Below are 13502 nucleotides of genomic sequence, written 5' to 3'. Positions count from 1 at the left end.
CTGTGCTTACGATCTACAACACGCTCACCAAGAGCAAAGAAGTCTTCAAACCGCTGGATGGCAACAAGGTACGCATGTACGTCTGCGGCATGACCGTGTACGACTACTGCCACATCGGGCATGGTCGCAGCATGGTCGCCTTCGACCTGGTGACCCGCTGGTTGCGTTTCAGCGGTTACGACCTGACTTACGTGCGCAACATCACCGACATCGAAGACAAGATCATCAACCGTGCCCGGGAAAACGGTGAGCCTTACGATGCGCTGACCGAACGCATGATCGCGGCCATGCACGAGGACGAGGCTCGCCTCAATATCCTCAAACCGGACCTGGAGCCCCGTGCCACGGACCATATCCCTGGCATGCTGAGCATGATCCAGACCTTGATCGACAAGGGTTATGCCTACGCACCGGGCAATGGCGACGTGTACTACCGTGTCGCCAAGTTCATGGGCTACGGCAAGCTCTCGCGCAAGAAGATCGAAGACCTGCGCATTGGCGCGCGCATCGAAGTCGACGAGTCGAAACAGGACCCGCTGGATTTCGTGCTATGGAAAGCCGCCAAACCGGGTGAGCCGAGCTGGGAGTCGCCGTGGGGCGCCGGGCGTCCGGGCTGGCACATCGAATGCTCGGTGATGTCCACCTGCTGCCTGGGCGAGACCTTCGACATTCATGGCGGTGGCAGTGACCTGGAATTTCCGCACCACGAGAACGAAATCGCCCAGAGCGAAGCCGCCACCGGCAAGACCTACGCCAACGCGTGGATGCATTGCGGCATGATCCGGATCAACGGCGAGAAGATGTCCAAGTCCTTGAACAACTTCTTCACCATCCGCGACGTGCTCGACAAGTACCACCCTGAAGTCGTGCGTTATCTGCTGGTGTCGAGCCACTATCGCAGCGCCATCAACTACTCGGAAGACAACCTCAAGGACGCCAAAGGCGCCCTGGAGCGGTTCTATCACGCGTTGAAAGGCCTGCCGAATGTGCCAGCCGCCGGTGGCGAAGCCTTCGTTGCACGCTTCACCGAAGTGATGAACGACGACTTCGGTACGCCGGAAGCGTGTGCGGTGTTGTTCGAGATGGTGCGCGAGATCAACCGCCTGCGTGAGAGTGATCTCAATGCAGCGGCGGGCCTGGCGGCGCGCTTGAAGGAACTGGCCAGCGTACTGGGTGTGTTGCAGCTTGAGGCTGACGATTTCCTCCAGGCCGGTGCCGAAGGTCGTGTGGATGCCGCTGAGGTCGAGGCGTTGATCCAGGCGCGCCTGACTGCTCGGGCCAACAAGGACTGGGCCGAATCGGACCGCATTCGCGACCAGCTCACCGCCATGGGCGTGGTGCTGGAAGACGGGAAGGGCGCAACGACCTGGCGTCTGGCTGACTGAGTCTTTGCGCAATACCAACTGTGGGAGCGAGCCTGCTCCCACATTTTTTCGGGGTCCTGCCTGCCGATCGTGCTTTTATGATCTAGTACTGTCAGGTCGATTCGACGTTCTTTCTGGCAGGAGTTTTCCATGTTGGCTCATTGGTCTCTCGCGGCAATTCATCTTCTGGCGTTCGCCTTGGGGTTCTGGGCGGTGCTCACGCGCGGCACGGCACTGCGACGCCTGGCAGGCGGCATGGATGCGGTTCGAAACGTGCTGATGGCCGACAATCTATGGGGCATCTCGGCGCTCGTTCTGCTCGTGACCGGTGGGATGCGTGCTTTCGGCGGGTACGAAAAAGGCTCGGACTATTACCTGCACCAACCGCTGTTTCACCTGAAGATGACTTTGTTCCTGCTGATCCTGTTGCTTGAAATCGCGCCGATGATCACCTTGATCAAATGGCGGATAGCGCGGGGCAAAGGGGCGGCGATCGATGCTTCAAGGGCCGCTCTGTTTGCACGGATCAGCCACATCGAAGCCTTGCTGCTGGTATTGATGGTGGTTGCCGCCACGGGGATGGCCCGGGCTGTAAGCTTGGGCTGACCGGTCACGAACGCCTGCTTCGTCGCCATTAAAACGAAACGTCTGACAGCCATGCTACGAGCCATGCCATTAGTATCGGTTTCATGGGCTGGACGAAAAATCAAAAGGCGGGGGTGGAGCAGGGGGCGTGGTCGGCCTGAATCTTTAGCCAGCCATTGCGAAGATGCAAACGGGCTGGCTACGGACTGCTGCAAGGCTCAGGGAATTTGCGGCTTGTCGGGGGCAGTAAGGCCCGCCTGAATACGCTGATAAATCTCTTCGCGATGCACCGCAACGTTTTTCGGGGCGTTGATACCGATACGGACTTGTTGACCGCTAACGCCCAGAATGGTGATCGTGATGTCGTCACCAATGTTTATGCTTTCACCGACTTTGCGGGTGAGTATCAGCATGGTGTTCTCCTTGATTGCTTTATAGGGCACCTGATTCAGACAGTGCAGATGTCGGTACTGCTTACAGATTAGTGCTAAGTGTCACAATGTGGGTGCCTCTTTCTGACGTGCAGACGCAGCATTAATTCCCAGGGTGCGACTATACAGAGACGCCGGCCAGGATTCTCGTGTTTTGAGTATTGTTTACGGCGTTCTTGGCGGGTGTGAGTGCTAAAATCTGCGCTTCATGTCTTCCGGGGGAAACGTTGTGCGTAAATTGGCTTGGGTTATTGCGGTATTGGTGCTGGCAGGGTGCGGCGAAGGGCGTGATGTCCAAGCACCGAAGCCGAAACCGGCCGTGACCTCCGCACCGGCAGCCGCTGCTGCGCCGCAATGGGGTGTCGAAGTTCGAGGCGAGACTCCGCAGGCTGTCAGCGACCTGACCGCGTGGCTGCTTGAGCACAGTTTCATGTCGAACGTGGTGAGGGAAAATGGCAAGGATCGGGTTTTGGTCGGTCCTTTAAGCTCCAAGGCTGAAGCCCAAGCAAAGCAGGAAGAAGTCACTGCGGCTCTGGCTCGAGCGAAAAAGCGCAACATCGAATTGCAGGTGGTGGATTACCCCACGGCTCAATAGCCCGGCAGAACGATTCCCGGCAGAAAAACAAAAGGCCCTGGACGCTGAAGTCCGGGGCCTTTGAGTGTCCAGTTCGATCAACCGCAGGCCTTCATGTCCACTGGGCCTACAAACTCGTTTCCACGGCCCATGACACACGCCACACTCTGGTTGCGCTGGCGTTCCCAGCGCTCTACCGGATAGGTCTTGTCCCAGGCCTCATACAGGCGCCGGTCCTGTTGCGAGAGGCGCAGGCCGTATTGTTTGCTCATGTAGAAATACGTCCGGGCGATCATTCCTCGAATGGAAGGGCGGGGCATGACTTTCTTGGCCTTGAAATCCACCTGGGTCAAACATGAGCCGTACTGGCCCTTCTGCACCGGCAGCCAGCCGAAGCTGAAATTGCTGCGATCGCCATTCACTTCCCCGATGCTTGGCACCAGGTTGTGAAGGTCGGCCTCGGCCCGTTGATAGATCGGGTCGTAGCGGGTGCAGTTTTTGCGACCCCCTTGTTGCCAGCATTGGCGCTGATGACCGATCTGCCACGCCGGAACGATATGTTCCCACTCGATGCGGGCGGCGCGATTGGCATTCTTGCGGGGTACATAGCCGCACGCTGCCAGGTTCACGCGATTGCCGGTGTATTTGCAGCCACAGTAAAACTCGGTGGATTGTGGCGCGTAGAGTTTCCAGGCGACTTTCTTGGCTTCGTTGAAGGTGCGCGGAGCACCGGCCTGTGCCCCCACGGCAACGAATACAAGCAATAAAGCAAAACAGCGAACGCTCATCAGGCTCAATCTTCCTTTGGCACAACCCAGAAAACCTGCACACCGCCATCGTCGCGATAGGCGAGGGTCACGTTGTCGTTCTCGTCGATTTCTTCCAGGAGGCGCTCCCACTCATCCACCGGCTCGTCGGGAAGACGGAAGATCAAGGCTGCCTTGGCTTTTTGGGCCGTGGGCGAGTTGATGATTTTCGAGACCCTCAGACCGAGTCGCGTATAGGAATCTAAAGGGGTAGTTGCAGCGGAGGGCGTGGCCACAGGGTTATCCTTATTAAGCTGTACGTGTATACAGTATTTAACCGTAGGCATTTACGCAACTGCTTAAAATTCAAGAAAAACGTCTGACAGCACTTTTTCTATTTTGATGTAGGAAAAATGATTTTTTTATCAGGGAGAAGCAACAGGCGAGTCATCCGTTCTGCAGCCTCTGTTTTACCGAGCGCATTGGCAATCTGATACGTCGTGCAGCAGAAGGGGCAAAGCGGTGGCTAAAGAAAGTGCCGGAGCGGACGATGATCCTTGTAGGAATCCAAACTCATGGAGCTTTGATATGTCGCTTTCCGTCGGCCTTCCCAATGCGGCAGCCGTTACCATCGGTGGCAAGTCCGCCGCCACGCTCAATGCCTTGAGTGAGTCCAGCACCGAGTCAGCCGATGAGGCCTTGGGCGAAACGCAAGAATCCGGCAAGGTTCGCACAGGCGTAGGTCCCGAAGCCGGAGGCAAGGCGCAGAAGAGCGGCAGCACCCAGAGTATTGCCGTGCAGGTGTTGCTCAAGCGCATGCAGGAGCTTCAACAACAGCTCAGAGAGCAGCAACAGCAATTGGCTTCTGCACAGGCACGCACCTATTCAACACCAGAAGCCAAGGCTACGGCGGTCATGGCGATTCAAGGACAGATTGCTGATACCACTGGCGCGCTGGCGCAGGTTACCGGTAACCTGATCACGCAACTGGCCAAGGAATCCGATTCGGGTGCACTGGTCAATACGACGGCCTGACCCTCTGACGTTTTGGGTGAAATCAGAACGTTGACAAATCCGCTAACCCTTACCATAGTTCACTCCACGCAAACGTTTGCGCGGCGTTCCGTGCAATGATTTGCTCACAATAATCATAAGATCGGAGTGAACCCATGAAGTTGCCATTCGCTGGACGCCTTCTCGCTGTTGCCATGCTCGCGGCCGCATCCGCTGCGTTGCCTTTCTCCTCGGCGCTCGCCCAGACCGCTGAAAAACCCAAGGTCGCCCTGGTCATGAAATCTTTGGCCAACGAATTCTTCCTGACCATGGAAGACGGGGCCAAGGCCTATCAGAAGGAACACTCCGCCGATTTCGACCTGATCTCCAACGGGATCAAGGATGAAACCGACACCGCCAACCAGATTCGCATCGTCGAGCAGATGATCGTGTCCAAGGTGGATGCCCTCATCATCGCGCCCGCGGACTCCAAGGCCATGGTGCCGGTGATCAAGAAAGCCGTCGACGCTGGCATCACGGTGATCAACATTGATAACCAGCTCGATCCGGCCGTGGTCAAAAGCAAAAACATCAACGTTCCGTTCGTAGGCCCAGACAACCGCAAAGGTGCGCGACTGGTGGGTGAGTACCTGGCCAAGCAGCTCAAGGCCGGTGACGAGGTTGGCATCATCGAAGGCGTGTCCACCACCACCAATGCCCAGGCGCGGACCGCAGGCTTCAAGGATGCAATGGAAGCGGCGCAGGTCAAGGTCGTCTCCCTGCAATCCGGCGACTGGGAAATCAACAAGGGCAATCAGGTTGCCGCCTCGATGCTCAGTGAATACCCGAACATCAAGGCCCTGCTGGCCGGTAACGACAGCATGGCGGTTGGCGCGGTATCGGCCGTGCGGGCTGCCGGCAAGGCAGGCAAGGTGCAAGTGGTCGGTTACGACAACATCAATGCCATCAAGCCCATGCTCAAGGATGGTCGTGTCCTGGCAACCGCCGACCAGTTCGCAGCCAAACAGGCTATTTTCGGCATCGAGACTGCCTTGAAGATCCTCAAGGGTGAAGCCGTCGACAGTGGTACTAACGGCGTTATCGAAACTCCGGTCGAGCTGGTTACCAAATAGTTATCCTGGCGACACAACGGCGCTCGCCCATCCGGGCGAGCGTATGGAGAGTTTTTTTATGTCTGTTTTCGACCCGAACGCTGTCCTTTCTGTCAGCGGCATCGGCAAGACCTATGCCCAGCCAGTACTGACCGGCATCGACCTGACGTTGATGCGCGGTGAAGTGTTGGCGCTGACCGGTGAAAATGGCGCCGGTAAAAGCACTTTGTCCAAGATCATCGGTGGGCTGGTGACACCGACGACCGGGCAGATGCAGTTTCAAGGAAAGGATTATCGTCCCGGCAGCCGTACCCAGGCTGAAGAGCTGGGCGTGCGCATGGTGATGCAGGAACTCAACTTGCTGCCGACCCTTTCTGTGGCCGAAAACCTGTTCCTCGACAACCTGCCCAATCACGGCGGCTGGATCAGCCGCAACCAATTGCGCAAAGCGGCGATCGAGGCGATGGCCCAAGTGGGGCTCGATGCAATCGATCCCGACACTCTGGTCGGTGAGCTGGGCATCGGTCACCAGCAGATGGTCGAGATCGCCCGCAACCTGATCGGCGACTGCCATGTGCTGATTCTCGACGAGCCGACCGCCATGCTGACGGTCCGGGAAGTCGAGATGCTCTTCGAACAGATCACCCGCTTGCAGGCTCGGGGCGTGTCGATCATCTACATTTCCCATCGCCTCGAAGAACTGGCGCGAGTGGCCCAACGCATTGCAGTACTGCGCGACGGCAACCTGGTCTGTGTCGAGCCGATGGCCAACTACAACAGCGAGCAACTGGTGACGCTGATGGTCGGGCGGGAACTGGGCGAGCACATCGACCTTGGCCCGCGCCAGATCGGCGCCCCGGCACTGACCGTTACAGGCCTGACCCGTTCTGACAAGGTCCGCGATGTGTCCTTCGAAGTACGCAGTGGCGAGATCTTCGGTATTTCCGGCTTGATCGGGGCAGGGCGCACCGAATTGCTGCGGCTGATCTTCGGCGCCGATGCGGCCGACAGTGGCACCGTGGCGCTGGGTTCGCCGGCCAACGTCGTCAGCATTCGCTCCCCGGCCGATGCGGTGGCCCACGGCATTGCGTTGATCACCGAGGACCGCAAGGGCGAAGGCCTGCTGCTGACCCAATCCATCGCTGCCAACATTGCCCTGGGCAACATGCCGGAGATTTCCAGCGCCGGTGTCGTCAATGGCAGCGAGGAACTCGCGCTGGCACAACGGCAGATCGACGCCATGCGAATCCGCAGTTCCAGCCCGACACAGTTGGTGTCCGAGCTGTCGGGCGGTAATCAACAGAAAGTCGTGATCGGTCGCTGGCTCGAACGCGATTGCTCGGTATTGCTGTTCGACGAGCCGACCCGTGGCATCGATGTCGGCGCCAAATTCGACATTTATGCGCTGCTCGGTGAGTTGACGCGCCAGGGCAAGGCGCTGGTCGTGGTTTCCAGTGACTTGCGCGAACTGATGCTGATCTGTGACCGTATCGGCGTACTGTCCGCCGGGCGCTTGATCGACACCTTCGAGCGCGACAGCTGGACCCAGGATGACTTGCTTGCCGCCGCATTTGCCGGCTACCAAAAACGTGATGCGTTGCTCAACGAAGCAGCGCCAAGGGATCTTTCATGAAAACCGCATCTGCCGTCGGTAAATCGAGTGGCAACTTCTATGGCCTGGGCACTTACCTGGGCCTGGCCGGCGCCCTGCTGGCCATGGTCGCGCTGTTCTCGACCCTGAGCAGCCATTTCCTTTCCTATGACACCTTCAGCACCTTGGCCAACCAGATTCCAGACCTCATGGTGCTGGCGGTCGGCATGACCTTCATTCTGATCATTGGCGGTATCGATCTGTCGGTGGGGTCGGTGCTGGCGCTGGCGGCCTCGACGGTGAGCGTGGCAGTTCTTGGCTGGGGCTGGAGTGTCTGGCCGTCGGCATTGCTCGGCATGGCCGTGGCGGCGCTGGCGGGTACCGTCACCGGTTCGATTACCGTGGCGTGGCGTATTCCATCGTTCATCGTCTCCCTCGGCGTGCTGGAAATGGCCCGAGGCCTGGCGTACCAGATGACCGGGTCCCGCACGGCCTACATCGGGGACTCCTTCGCCTGGCTGTCGAACCCGATCGCCTTTGGCATTTCACCCTCGTTCATCATTGCCTTGCTGGTGATCTTCATCGCCCAGGCTGTGCTGACCCGTACTGTGTTCGGTCGCTACCTGATTGGCATCGGCACCAATGAAGAAGCGGTGCGTCTGGCCGGTATCAATCCAAAGCCCTACAAGATCCTGGTGTTCAGTCTGATGGGATTGCTGGCCGGTGTGGCGGCGCTGTTTCAGATTTCTCGCCTGGAAGCGGCGGACCCGAACGCAGGCTCGGGGCTCGAGTTGCAGGTCATCGCCGCAGTGGTGATCGGCGGCACCAGCCTGATGGGCGGGCGCGGCTCGGTCATCAGCACCTTCTTTGGCGTGCTGATTATCTCCGTGCTGGCGGCAGGCCTGGCGCAGATCGGCGCCACCGAACCGACCAAGCGCATCATTACCGGCGCGGTGATCGTGGTTGCAGTGGTGCTCGATACTTATCGCAGCCAGCGCGCCAGTCGGCGGGCCTGAACCATGGCGACGATCAAGGATGTAGCGGCGCTCGCGGGGATTTCCTACACGACCGTGTCCCACGTAGTAAACAAGACGCGGCCCGTCAGCGAAGAAGTGCGGCGCAAGGTCGAGGCGGCGATCGAGCACCTCGATTACGTGCCCAGCGCCGTGGCTCGCTCGCTCAAGGCCAAGACCACCGCGACTATCGGTTTGTTGGTGCCTAACAGCCTCAACCCCTACTTTGCCGAATTGGCCCGGGGTATCGAGGATCATTGTGAGCGCAACGGCTATTGCGTGATCCTGTGCAACTCCGACGACAACCCGGACAAGCAGCGCAGTTACCTGCGGGTGCTGCTGGAAAAACGCATCGACGGTCTGATCGTCGCATCCGTCGGCGGCGATGTTGGCCTGGCCGAGGGGCTGGCCAATGTGCGTACGCCCATGGTCATCGTCGACCGCGGGCTCGACAGCGTCGACGCGGACCTGGTGCGCATTGACCATGAGTACGGCGCGTACCTGGCGACCCGGCACCTGCTGGAGCTGGGCCACCGCGATATCGCCTTTATCGGTGGCCCGGCGGACACCAGCGTGGCGCAAATGCGTCTGGCCGGTTACTGCCGGGCTCTGAAAGAGGCGGGGATCGAACTGCCTGTCGAGCGCATGCTTGAAAGCGATTTCACCAGCACTGGCGGCTACCGCGCAGCGGCCAAACTGCTTGAGCATCAACCGCCCAGCGCCATTTTTGCGGCCAACGACATGATCGGCATTGGTGTGCTGCGTGCCGCCGCCGAGCGCAACGTGCGTGTGCCCAGCGAATTGTCGGTCATTGGTTTCGATGACATTCAAATGAGCCGTTATGTCTACCCAGCGCTGACGACGGTGGGGCAGTCGATCCTGCAACTCGGCGAAATGGCGGCTGAAGTGCTGTTGCGGCGGATCGCCACGCCGGGGCTTGCCACCGATCAAAGGATCGTCACGCCCAGCATTGTCTTGCGAGAGTCGACTGCACCGCTGTCTGGTACTTTCGCTCAATACCGCTGAAACCGAATTGATGAGTAATGATGTATGCCAGCAAAAGTAGTGGTAGTAGGCAGCCTGAACATGGACCTGGTGACCCGTGCGCCGCGTCTGCCCCGGGGCGGTGAAACGCTGATCGGTGAATCGTTCTCCACCATCGCGGGCGGTAAGGGCGCCAACCAGGCCGTGGCCGCCGCACGCCTGGGGGCGCAGGTGTCCATGGTCGGTTGCGTGGGCAGTGATGCCTACGGTGAACAGTTACGCGGGGCGCTGCTGGACGAGGGCATCGATTGCCAGGCAGTCAGCGTGGTGGATGGCTCCAGCGGCGTGGCGCTGATCGTCGTCGATGACAACAGCCAGAATGCGATCGTTATCGTTGCCGGTGCCAACGGCGTGCTCACCCCTGATGTCCTGGACAGCTTCGACGAGGTGCTGCAAAGCGCCGATGTCATCATTTGCCAACTTGAAGTGCCGGACGCCACCGTCGGTCATGCGCTCAAGCGAGGCCGCGAGTTGGGCAAGACCGTCATCCTGAACCCGGCGCCGGCCTCCCGGGCGTTGCCGGCTGACTGGTACGCCTATGTCGACTATCTGATCCCCAATGAAAGCGAGGCGGCGGTCCTGAGCGGGCTGGCGGTGGACTCCCTGGAAACCGCCGAAGCCGCCGCGACGCAATTGATCGCCACCGGTGCCTGCAAGGTGATCGTGACGCTGGGCGCCCAGGGGCTGATGTTCGCCAACGGTTCGAGCTTCGAGCACTTCCCGGCGCCGCTGGTCAAGGCTGTAGACACCACGGCGGCAGGCGATACTTTTGTCGGCGGGTTCGCGGCAGCCCTGGCCAGTGGCAAAACCGAGGTCGAGGCGATTCGTTTCGGTCAGGTCGCCGCTGCGCTGTCGGTCACCCGCGCGGGGGCGCAGCCCTCCATTCCCACCTTGCTTGAAGTACAGGCTTTCAAATCATGAAAAAGACACCGTTGTTGAATGTGGCACTGTCGCGACTGATCGCCTCTCTCGGCCATGGCGATAAGGTAGTCATCGGTGATGCGGGCCTGCCGGTGCCGCCTCAGGTCGAGTTGATCGATCTGGCCCTGACCCATGGCATTCCTGATTTTGTCAGCACCTTGAAGGTGGTGCTCAGTGAAATGCAGGTCGAAAGCCATGTGCTGGCTGAGGAAATCTTCGATAAACAACCGTTGGCCCTGACGACACTGGAGACCCTGCATGCCGAAGGTGCACTGGGGGCGCGGGCGTTGGTCAGCCACGAACAGTTCAAGGCCCTTAGCCGAGAAGCTCGGGCGATTATTCGCACGGGAGAGTGCTCTGCGTACTGCAACATTGTGCTGATCGCTGGAGTAACGTTCTAACCCTGTTAACCCTGCACAAGGAATGCGCCCATGCACCGCTATGCTCAGAAAATGCATCAACTGTTCCGGAGTCTGCTGCTTTTGTCACTGATCACTGCTACGAGCGCCCAGGCGGCGGAAAAGATCGACCTGATCATCGACACCGATCCGGGTGCCGACGACGTGGTTGCCCTGTTGTTTGCCCTGGCGTCCCCTGAAGAGCTGCATATTCGCGCGCTGACCACCGTCGCGGGCAATGTGCGCCTGGACAAGACGTCCCGCAACGCGCGTCTGGCCCGGGAGTGGGCGGGGCGTGAAGAGGTGCCGGTATACGCTGGTGCGCCGAAACCGATGATGCGCACCCCCATCTACGCGGAAAACATCCATGGCAAGGAAGGCCTGTCGGGTGTCACCGTGCACGAGCCGAAGAAAGGGCTGGCCGAGGGCAATGCCGTCAACTACCTGATCGACACCCTCAAGGCGGCCAAACCCCACAGCATCACTATCGCCATGCTCGGCCCGCAGACCAACCTGGCCCTGGCGCTGATCCAGGAACCGGGCATTGTCCAGGGCATCAAGGAAGTGGTGATCATGGGCGGTGCGCACTTCAACGGCGGCAACATCACGCCGGTGGCCGAATTCAATCTGTTCGCCGATCCACAAGCGGCCGAGGTGGTGGCCAAAAGCGGTGTGAAGCTGACGTATCTGCCGCTGGACGTGACCCACAAGATCCTCACCAGCGAGGCTCGCCTGAAGCAGATCGCGGCCCTGAACAACAATGCCAGCAAGCTTGTGGGCGATATTCTCAACGAATACGTCAAGGGCGACATGGAGCATTACGGGATGACGGGCGGGCCAGTGCATGATGCTACGGTGATTGCCTACCTGCTCAAGCCGCAGTTGTTCACCGGTCGTTCCGTCAACGTTGTGGTGGACAGTCGCGAGGGCCCGACTTTCGGGCAGACCATCGTTGACTGGTACGACGGCTTGAAGGCACCCAAGAATGCGTTCTGGGTGGAGAACGGTGATGCGCAGGGTTTCTTTGACCTGCTGACCGAGCGTCTGGCGCGGCTCAAGTAAACGCTCTTGCAGCAAACCCGCAGGCCCTGGTTTGCGGGTATGTGAGCTTCAATCAACGGCTTCAGTGGTGCTCGGGTATCGCTCGAATGCCTGCTTGATGAAGTTCTGGGCGGCCTTTGTCCCCAACTCCCTCACTAACAGCTCTATACCGAGGATTGCCAGTTCCTCCGGGTTGCTAGGGCTGTAGGAGCTATGGCCCTCTGACCATTTGGCATTGATGGTGGCTTCGATGCTGACGATGCTCATGGTAGGGCTCGCGAGTTGGGAGGACTGTAGGCTGAGTTAACCATTTTTGGCTCAGGTTTGGCACTGCCACTTAGGCATCAGGGGAGGGCTGTGCGACACTTGTTTTTTGATTTTTTGAAGGAGTCCCGCAGTGCAGATCGACTTGAACGCTCCCGGCGGGCTAACCCTCGAAGCAGTGCGTCAGCTATTGGCTTGTGCCAGTGACGAGGAGCACACCCAACTGCGAGTAACCAAGGCTGGTATCGCCTATTTGTCTTCGGGCGTGGTGGGTGGCGTTGACATCGATGGTTTGCTTTTCCGGCTGGAGACGTGGGCAAAAGGTTCGGGATACGTCGGACGGGTCGCTGCCAGTGACGAGGTCTGGGTCATGCAGATCTACAATGCGCTGAAAGAGAACTGGCCGAATCCACCGTTTGATTACATTGACGTTTACTGAGCACCGTTCATATTCAGTCACGATTCATGTCTGAACAGGGATGTCGGGCTCAGGCAAACTGCGGTTTTCCGGGAGGAGGGCAGGTTGATAGCCCTTGTCTTGAAACCAAGCTCCGTTTGGGCTGTCGCACGCTCTCTGTTTATTTATCAAAAAAAGGAGGCTTCATGCCTTGGAAGCTCGCGTCATTGAGTACTTTGCTGGCCGCCGCGCTCTTGAGTGGTTGCAGCAGCACCTCTGAATCGACCCCAGACCCCGTGGCGACCGAAACTGGTCACAGCCGCTGCGACGCAAAGGCTGCCGAGTTCGTCATTGGCAAGCAGGCCTCGCCGCAATTGCTGGAACAAGCCCGCACCCGTTCCGGCGCGCAGAATGCCCGGATCCTCAGGCCCAATGACATGGTGACGCTTGAGTACCGCTCCGATCGCCTGAATCTCAATACCGATGCCAACCTGGTGGTCAATCGAGTGAACTGCGGCTGATCCTCGGTTTTCAATCGCCCATAAAAAACCCCGTCACATGGACGGGGTTTTTTTAGCGCGCCGAGAAATTACTCTGGGCGAACTTGTGCAGCTTGCATACCCTTTTGGCCTTTCTCAGCCACGAAGGAAACGGTCTGGCCTTCTTTCAGGCTTTTGAAACCGTCGCTTTCGATAGCTTTGAAGTGTACGAACAGGTCGTCACCGCCACCTTGAGGAGTGATGAAGCCGAAGCCTTTTTCATCGTTGAACCATTTAACGGTGCCGGTTTGGCGATTAGACATGGTGTATCTCCAAGAAACATATATTTTCAGTGTACTGTGCTGCTCAGGCCAACTGGGCACACCCGGGTATCATAGTCGAATTGTTCGATTTGGGAGCCCCCCTGGCGTGCTGTTTGCCATTCACTCGTGTTTTCTTTACCTCCTTGATTAGCTGAAAGGCCCGGTTTTAAAGGCTTTCAGCTGAAAGTAAAGGCGATAAAAAAAGCTGTAAAACCTGCAAAAATTG

At 58.7% G+C, this 13502-nt stretch carries 18 protein-coding genes; 13 read left to right on the top strand and 5 right to left on the bottom strand.

The genetic code is table 11. The features are described 5' to 3' along the window. Nucleotides 1-2 precede the first annotated feature (2 nt). On the top strand, nt 3-1385 hold the full coding sequence (gene cysS, locus ACA047_RS19370) for a cysteine--tRNA ligase (protein ID WP_497352011.1): 1383 nt from the start codon (nt 3-5) through the stop codon (nt 1383-1385). A gap of 129 nt (nt 1386-1514) precedes the next feature. After that, entirely contained in the window at nt 1515-1970 is a 456-nt protein-coding gene (locus ACA047_RS19365; protein ID WP_497352009.1) for a DUF2214 family protein, read from the top strand. A gap of 197 nt (nt 1971-2167) precedes the next feature. On the opposite strand, the gene csrA is transcribed toward ACA047_RS19365, so the two are convergent. Next, the gene (gene csrA, locus ACA047_RS19360; protein ID WP_497352007.1) at nt 2168-2362 is read right to left on the bottom strand and encodes a carbon storage regulator CsrA; all 195 of its coding nucleotides are present in this window, start codon (nt 2360-2362) and stop codon (nt 2168-2170) included. 247 nt (nt 2363-2609) lie between these two features. On the opposite strand from csrA, the gene ACA047_RS19355 reads away from it, so the two are divergent. Continuing rightward, on the top strand, nt 2610-2975 hold the full coding sequence (locus ACA047_RS19355; RefSeq protein WP_497352005.1) for an SPOR domain-containing protein: 366 nt from the start codon (nt 2610-2612) through the stop codon (nt 2973-2975). Between the two features lie 77 nt (nt 2976-3052). On the opposite strand, the gene ACA047_RS19350 is transcribed toward ACA047_RS19355, so the two are convergent. Continuing rightward, complete coding sequence (locus ACA047_RS19350; RefSeq protein ID WP_497352003.1) at nt 3053-3742, bottom strand: endonuclease; 690 nt, start codon at nt 3740-3742, stop codon at nt 3053-3055. Nucleotides 3743-3747: 5 nt separating this feature from the next. Then, nucleotides 3748-4047 (bottom strand): DUF1654 domain-containing protein, encoded by a 300-nt coding sequence (locus ACA047_RS19345; RefSeq protein WP_134925028.1) that lies wholly within the window; start codon nt 4045-4047, stop codon nt 3748-3750. A 241-nt stretch (nt 4048-4288) separates the two neighbouring features. Between ACA047_RS19345 and ACA047_RS19340 the strand changes: the two genes are divergently transcribed. The 8 genes from ACA047_RS19340 (at nt 4289) to ACA047_RS19305 (ending at nt 11834) form a co-directional block, all read left to right on the top strand. Next, complete coding sequence (locus tag ACA047_RS19340) at nt 4289-4735, top strand: hypothetical protein (RefSeq protein ID WP_497352000.1); 447 nt, start codon at nt 4289-4291, stop codon at nt 4733-4735. A 134-nt stretch (nt 4736-4869) separates the two neighbouring features. Next, nucleotides 4870-5826, top strand: a complete 957-nt coding sequence (locus ACA047_RS19335; protein WP_497351998.1) for a sugar ABC transporter substrate-binding protein — start codon at nt 4870-4872, stop codon at nt 5824-5826. Nucleotides 5827-5884: 58 nt separating this feature from the next. Beyond that, entirely contained in the window at nt 5885-7438 is a 1554-nt protein-coding gene (locus tag ACA047_RS19330; RefSeq protein ID WP_497351996.1) for a sugar ABC transporter ATP-binding protein, read from the top strand. After that, nucleotides 7435-8412 (top strand): ABC transporter permease, encoded by a 978-nt coding sequence (locus ACA047_RS19325; RefSeq protein WP_053183546.1) that lies wholly within the window; start codon nt 7435-7437, stop codon nt 8410-8412. Before ACA047_RS19330 ends, ACA047_RS19325 begins: the two co-directional genes overlap by 4 nt. A 3-nt stretch (nt 8413-8415) precedes the next feature. Next, a complete protein-coding gene (locus ACA047_RS19320) occupies nt 8416-9435 on the top strand; it encodes a LacI family DNA-binding transcriptional regulator (protein WP_497351993.1) in 1020 nt (339 codons plus the stop codon). 24 nt (nt 9436-9459) lie between these two features. Continuing rightward, nucleotides 9460-10374 carry a ribokinase gene (rbsK, locus tag ACA047_RS19315; protein ID WP_497351991.1) on the top strand — a complete coding sequence of 305 codons (915 nt, stop codon included), beginning with the start codon at nt 9460-9462 and terminating at the stop codon, nt 10372-10374. Further along, a complete protein-coding gene (gene rbsD, locus ACA047_RS19310; protein ID WP_497351989.1) occupies nt 10371-10775 on the top strand; it encodes a D-ribose pyranase in 405 nt (134 codons plus the stop codon). The genes rbsK and rbsD overlap by 4 nt, the downstream gene beginning before the upstream one ends. 30 nt (nt 10776-10805) lie before the next feature. Then, complete coding sequence (locus ACA047_RS19305; protein ID WP_497351987.1) at nt 10806-11834, top strand: nucleoside hydrolase; 1029 nt, start codon at nt 10806-10808, stop codon at nt 11832-11834. Nucleotides 11835-11882: 48 nt separating this feature from the next. On the opposite strand, the gene ACA047_RS19300 is transcribed toward ACA047_RS19305, so the two are convergent. Continuing rightward, nucleotides 11883-12080 carry a hypothetical protein gene (locus tag ACA047_RS19300; protein ID WP_497351985.1) on the bottom strand — a complete coding sequence of 66 codons (198 nt, stop codon included), beginning with the start codon at nt 12078-12080 and terminating at the stop codon, nt 11883-11885. Between the two features lie 130 nt (nt 12081-12210). Between ACA047_RS19300 and ACA047_RS19295 the strand changes: the two genes are divergently transcribed. Both ACA047_RS19295 and ACA047_RS19290 read left to right on the top strand, forming a co-directional pair. Then, the gene (locus ACA047_RS19295; RefSeq protein ID WP_497351983.1) at nt 12211-12516 is read left to right on the top strand and encodes a hypothetical protein; all 306 of its coding nucleotides are present in this window, start codon (nt 12211-12213) and stop codon (nt 12514-12516) included. 164 nt (nt 12517-12680) lie between these two features. Further along, complete coding sequence (locus ACA047_RS19290; protein WP_497351981.1) at nt 12681-12995, top strand: I78 family peptidase inhibitor; 315 nt, start codon at nt 12681-12683, stop codon at nt 12993-12995. A 68-nt stretch (nt 12996-13063) separates the two neighbouring features. On the opposite strand, the gene ACA047_RS19285 is transcribed toward ACA047_RS19290, so the two are convergent. Next, nucleotides 13064-13276 carry a cold-shock protein gene (locus tag ACA047_RS19285; RefSeq protein WP_003179963.1) on the bottom strand — a complete coding sequence of 71 codons (213 nt, stop codon included), beginning with the start codon at nt 13274-13276 and terminating at the stop codon, nt 13064-13066. Nucleotides 13277-13502 lie beyond the last annotated feature (226 nt).

This window comes from Pseudomonas sp. LBUM1664 (genome assembly GCF_059695895.1).
The sequence above is the reverse complement of the archived record's forward strand: the minus strand, read 5'-3'. Positions and strand labels throughout refer to the sequence as shown.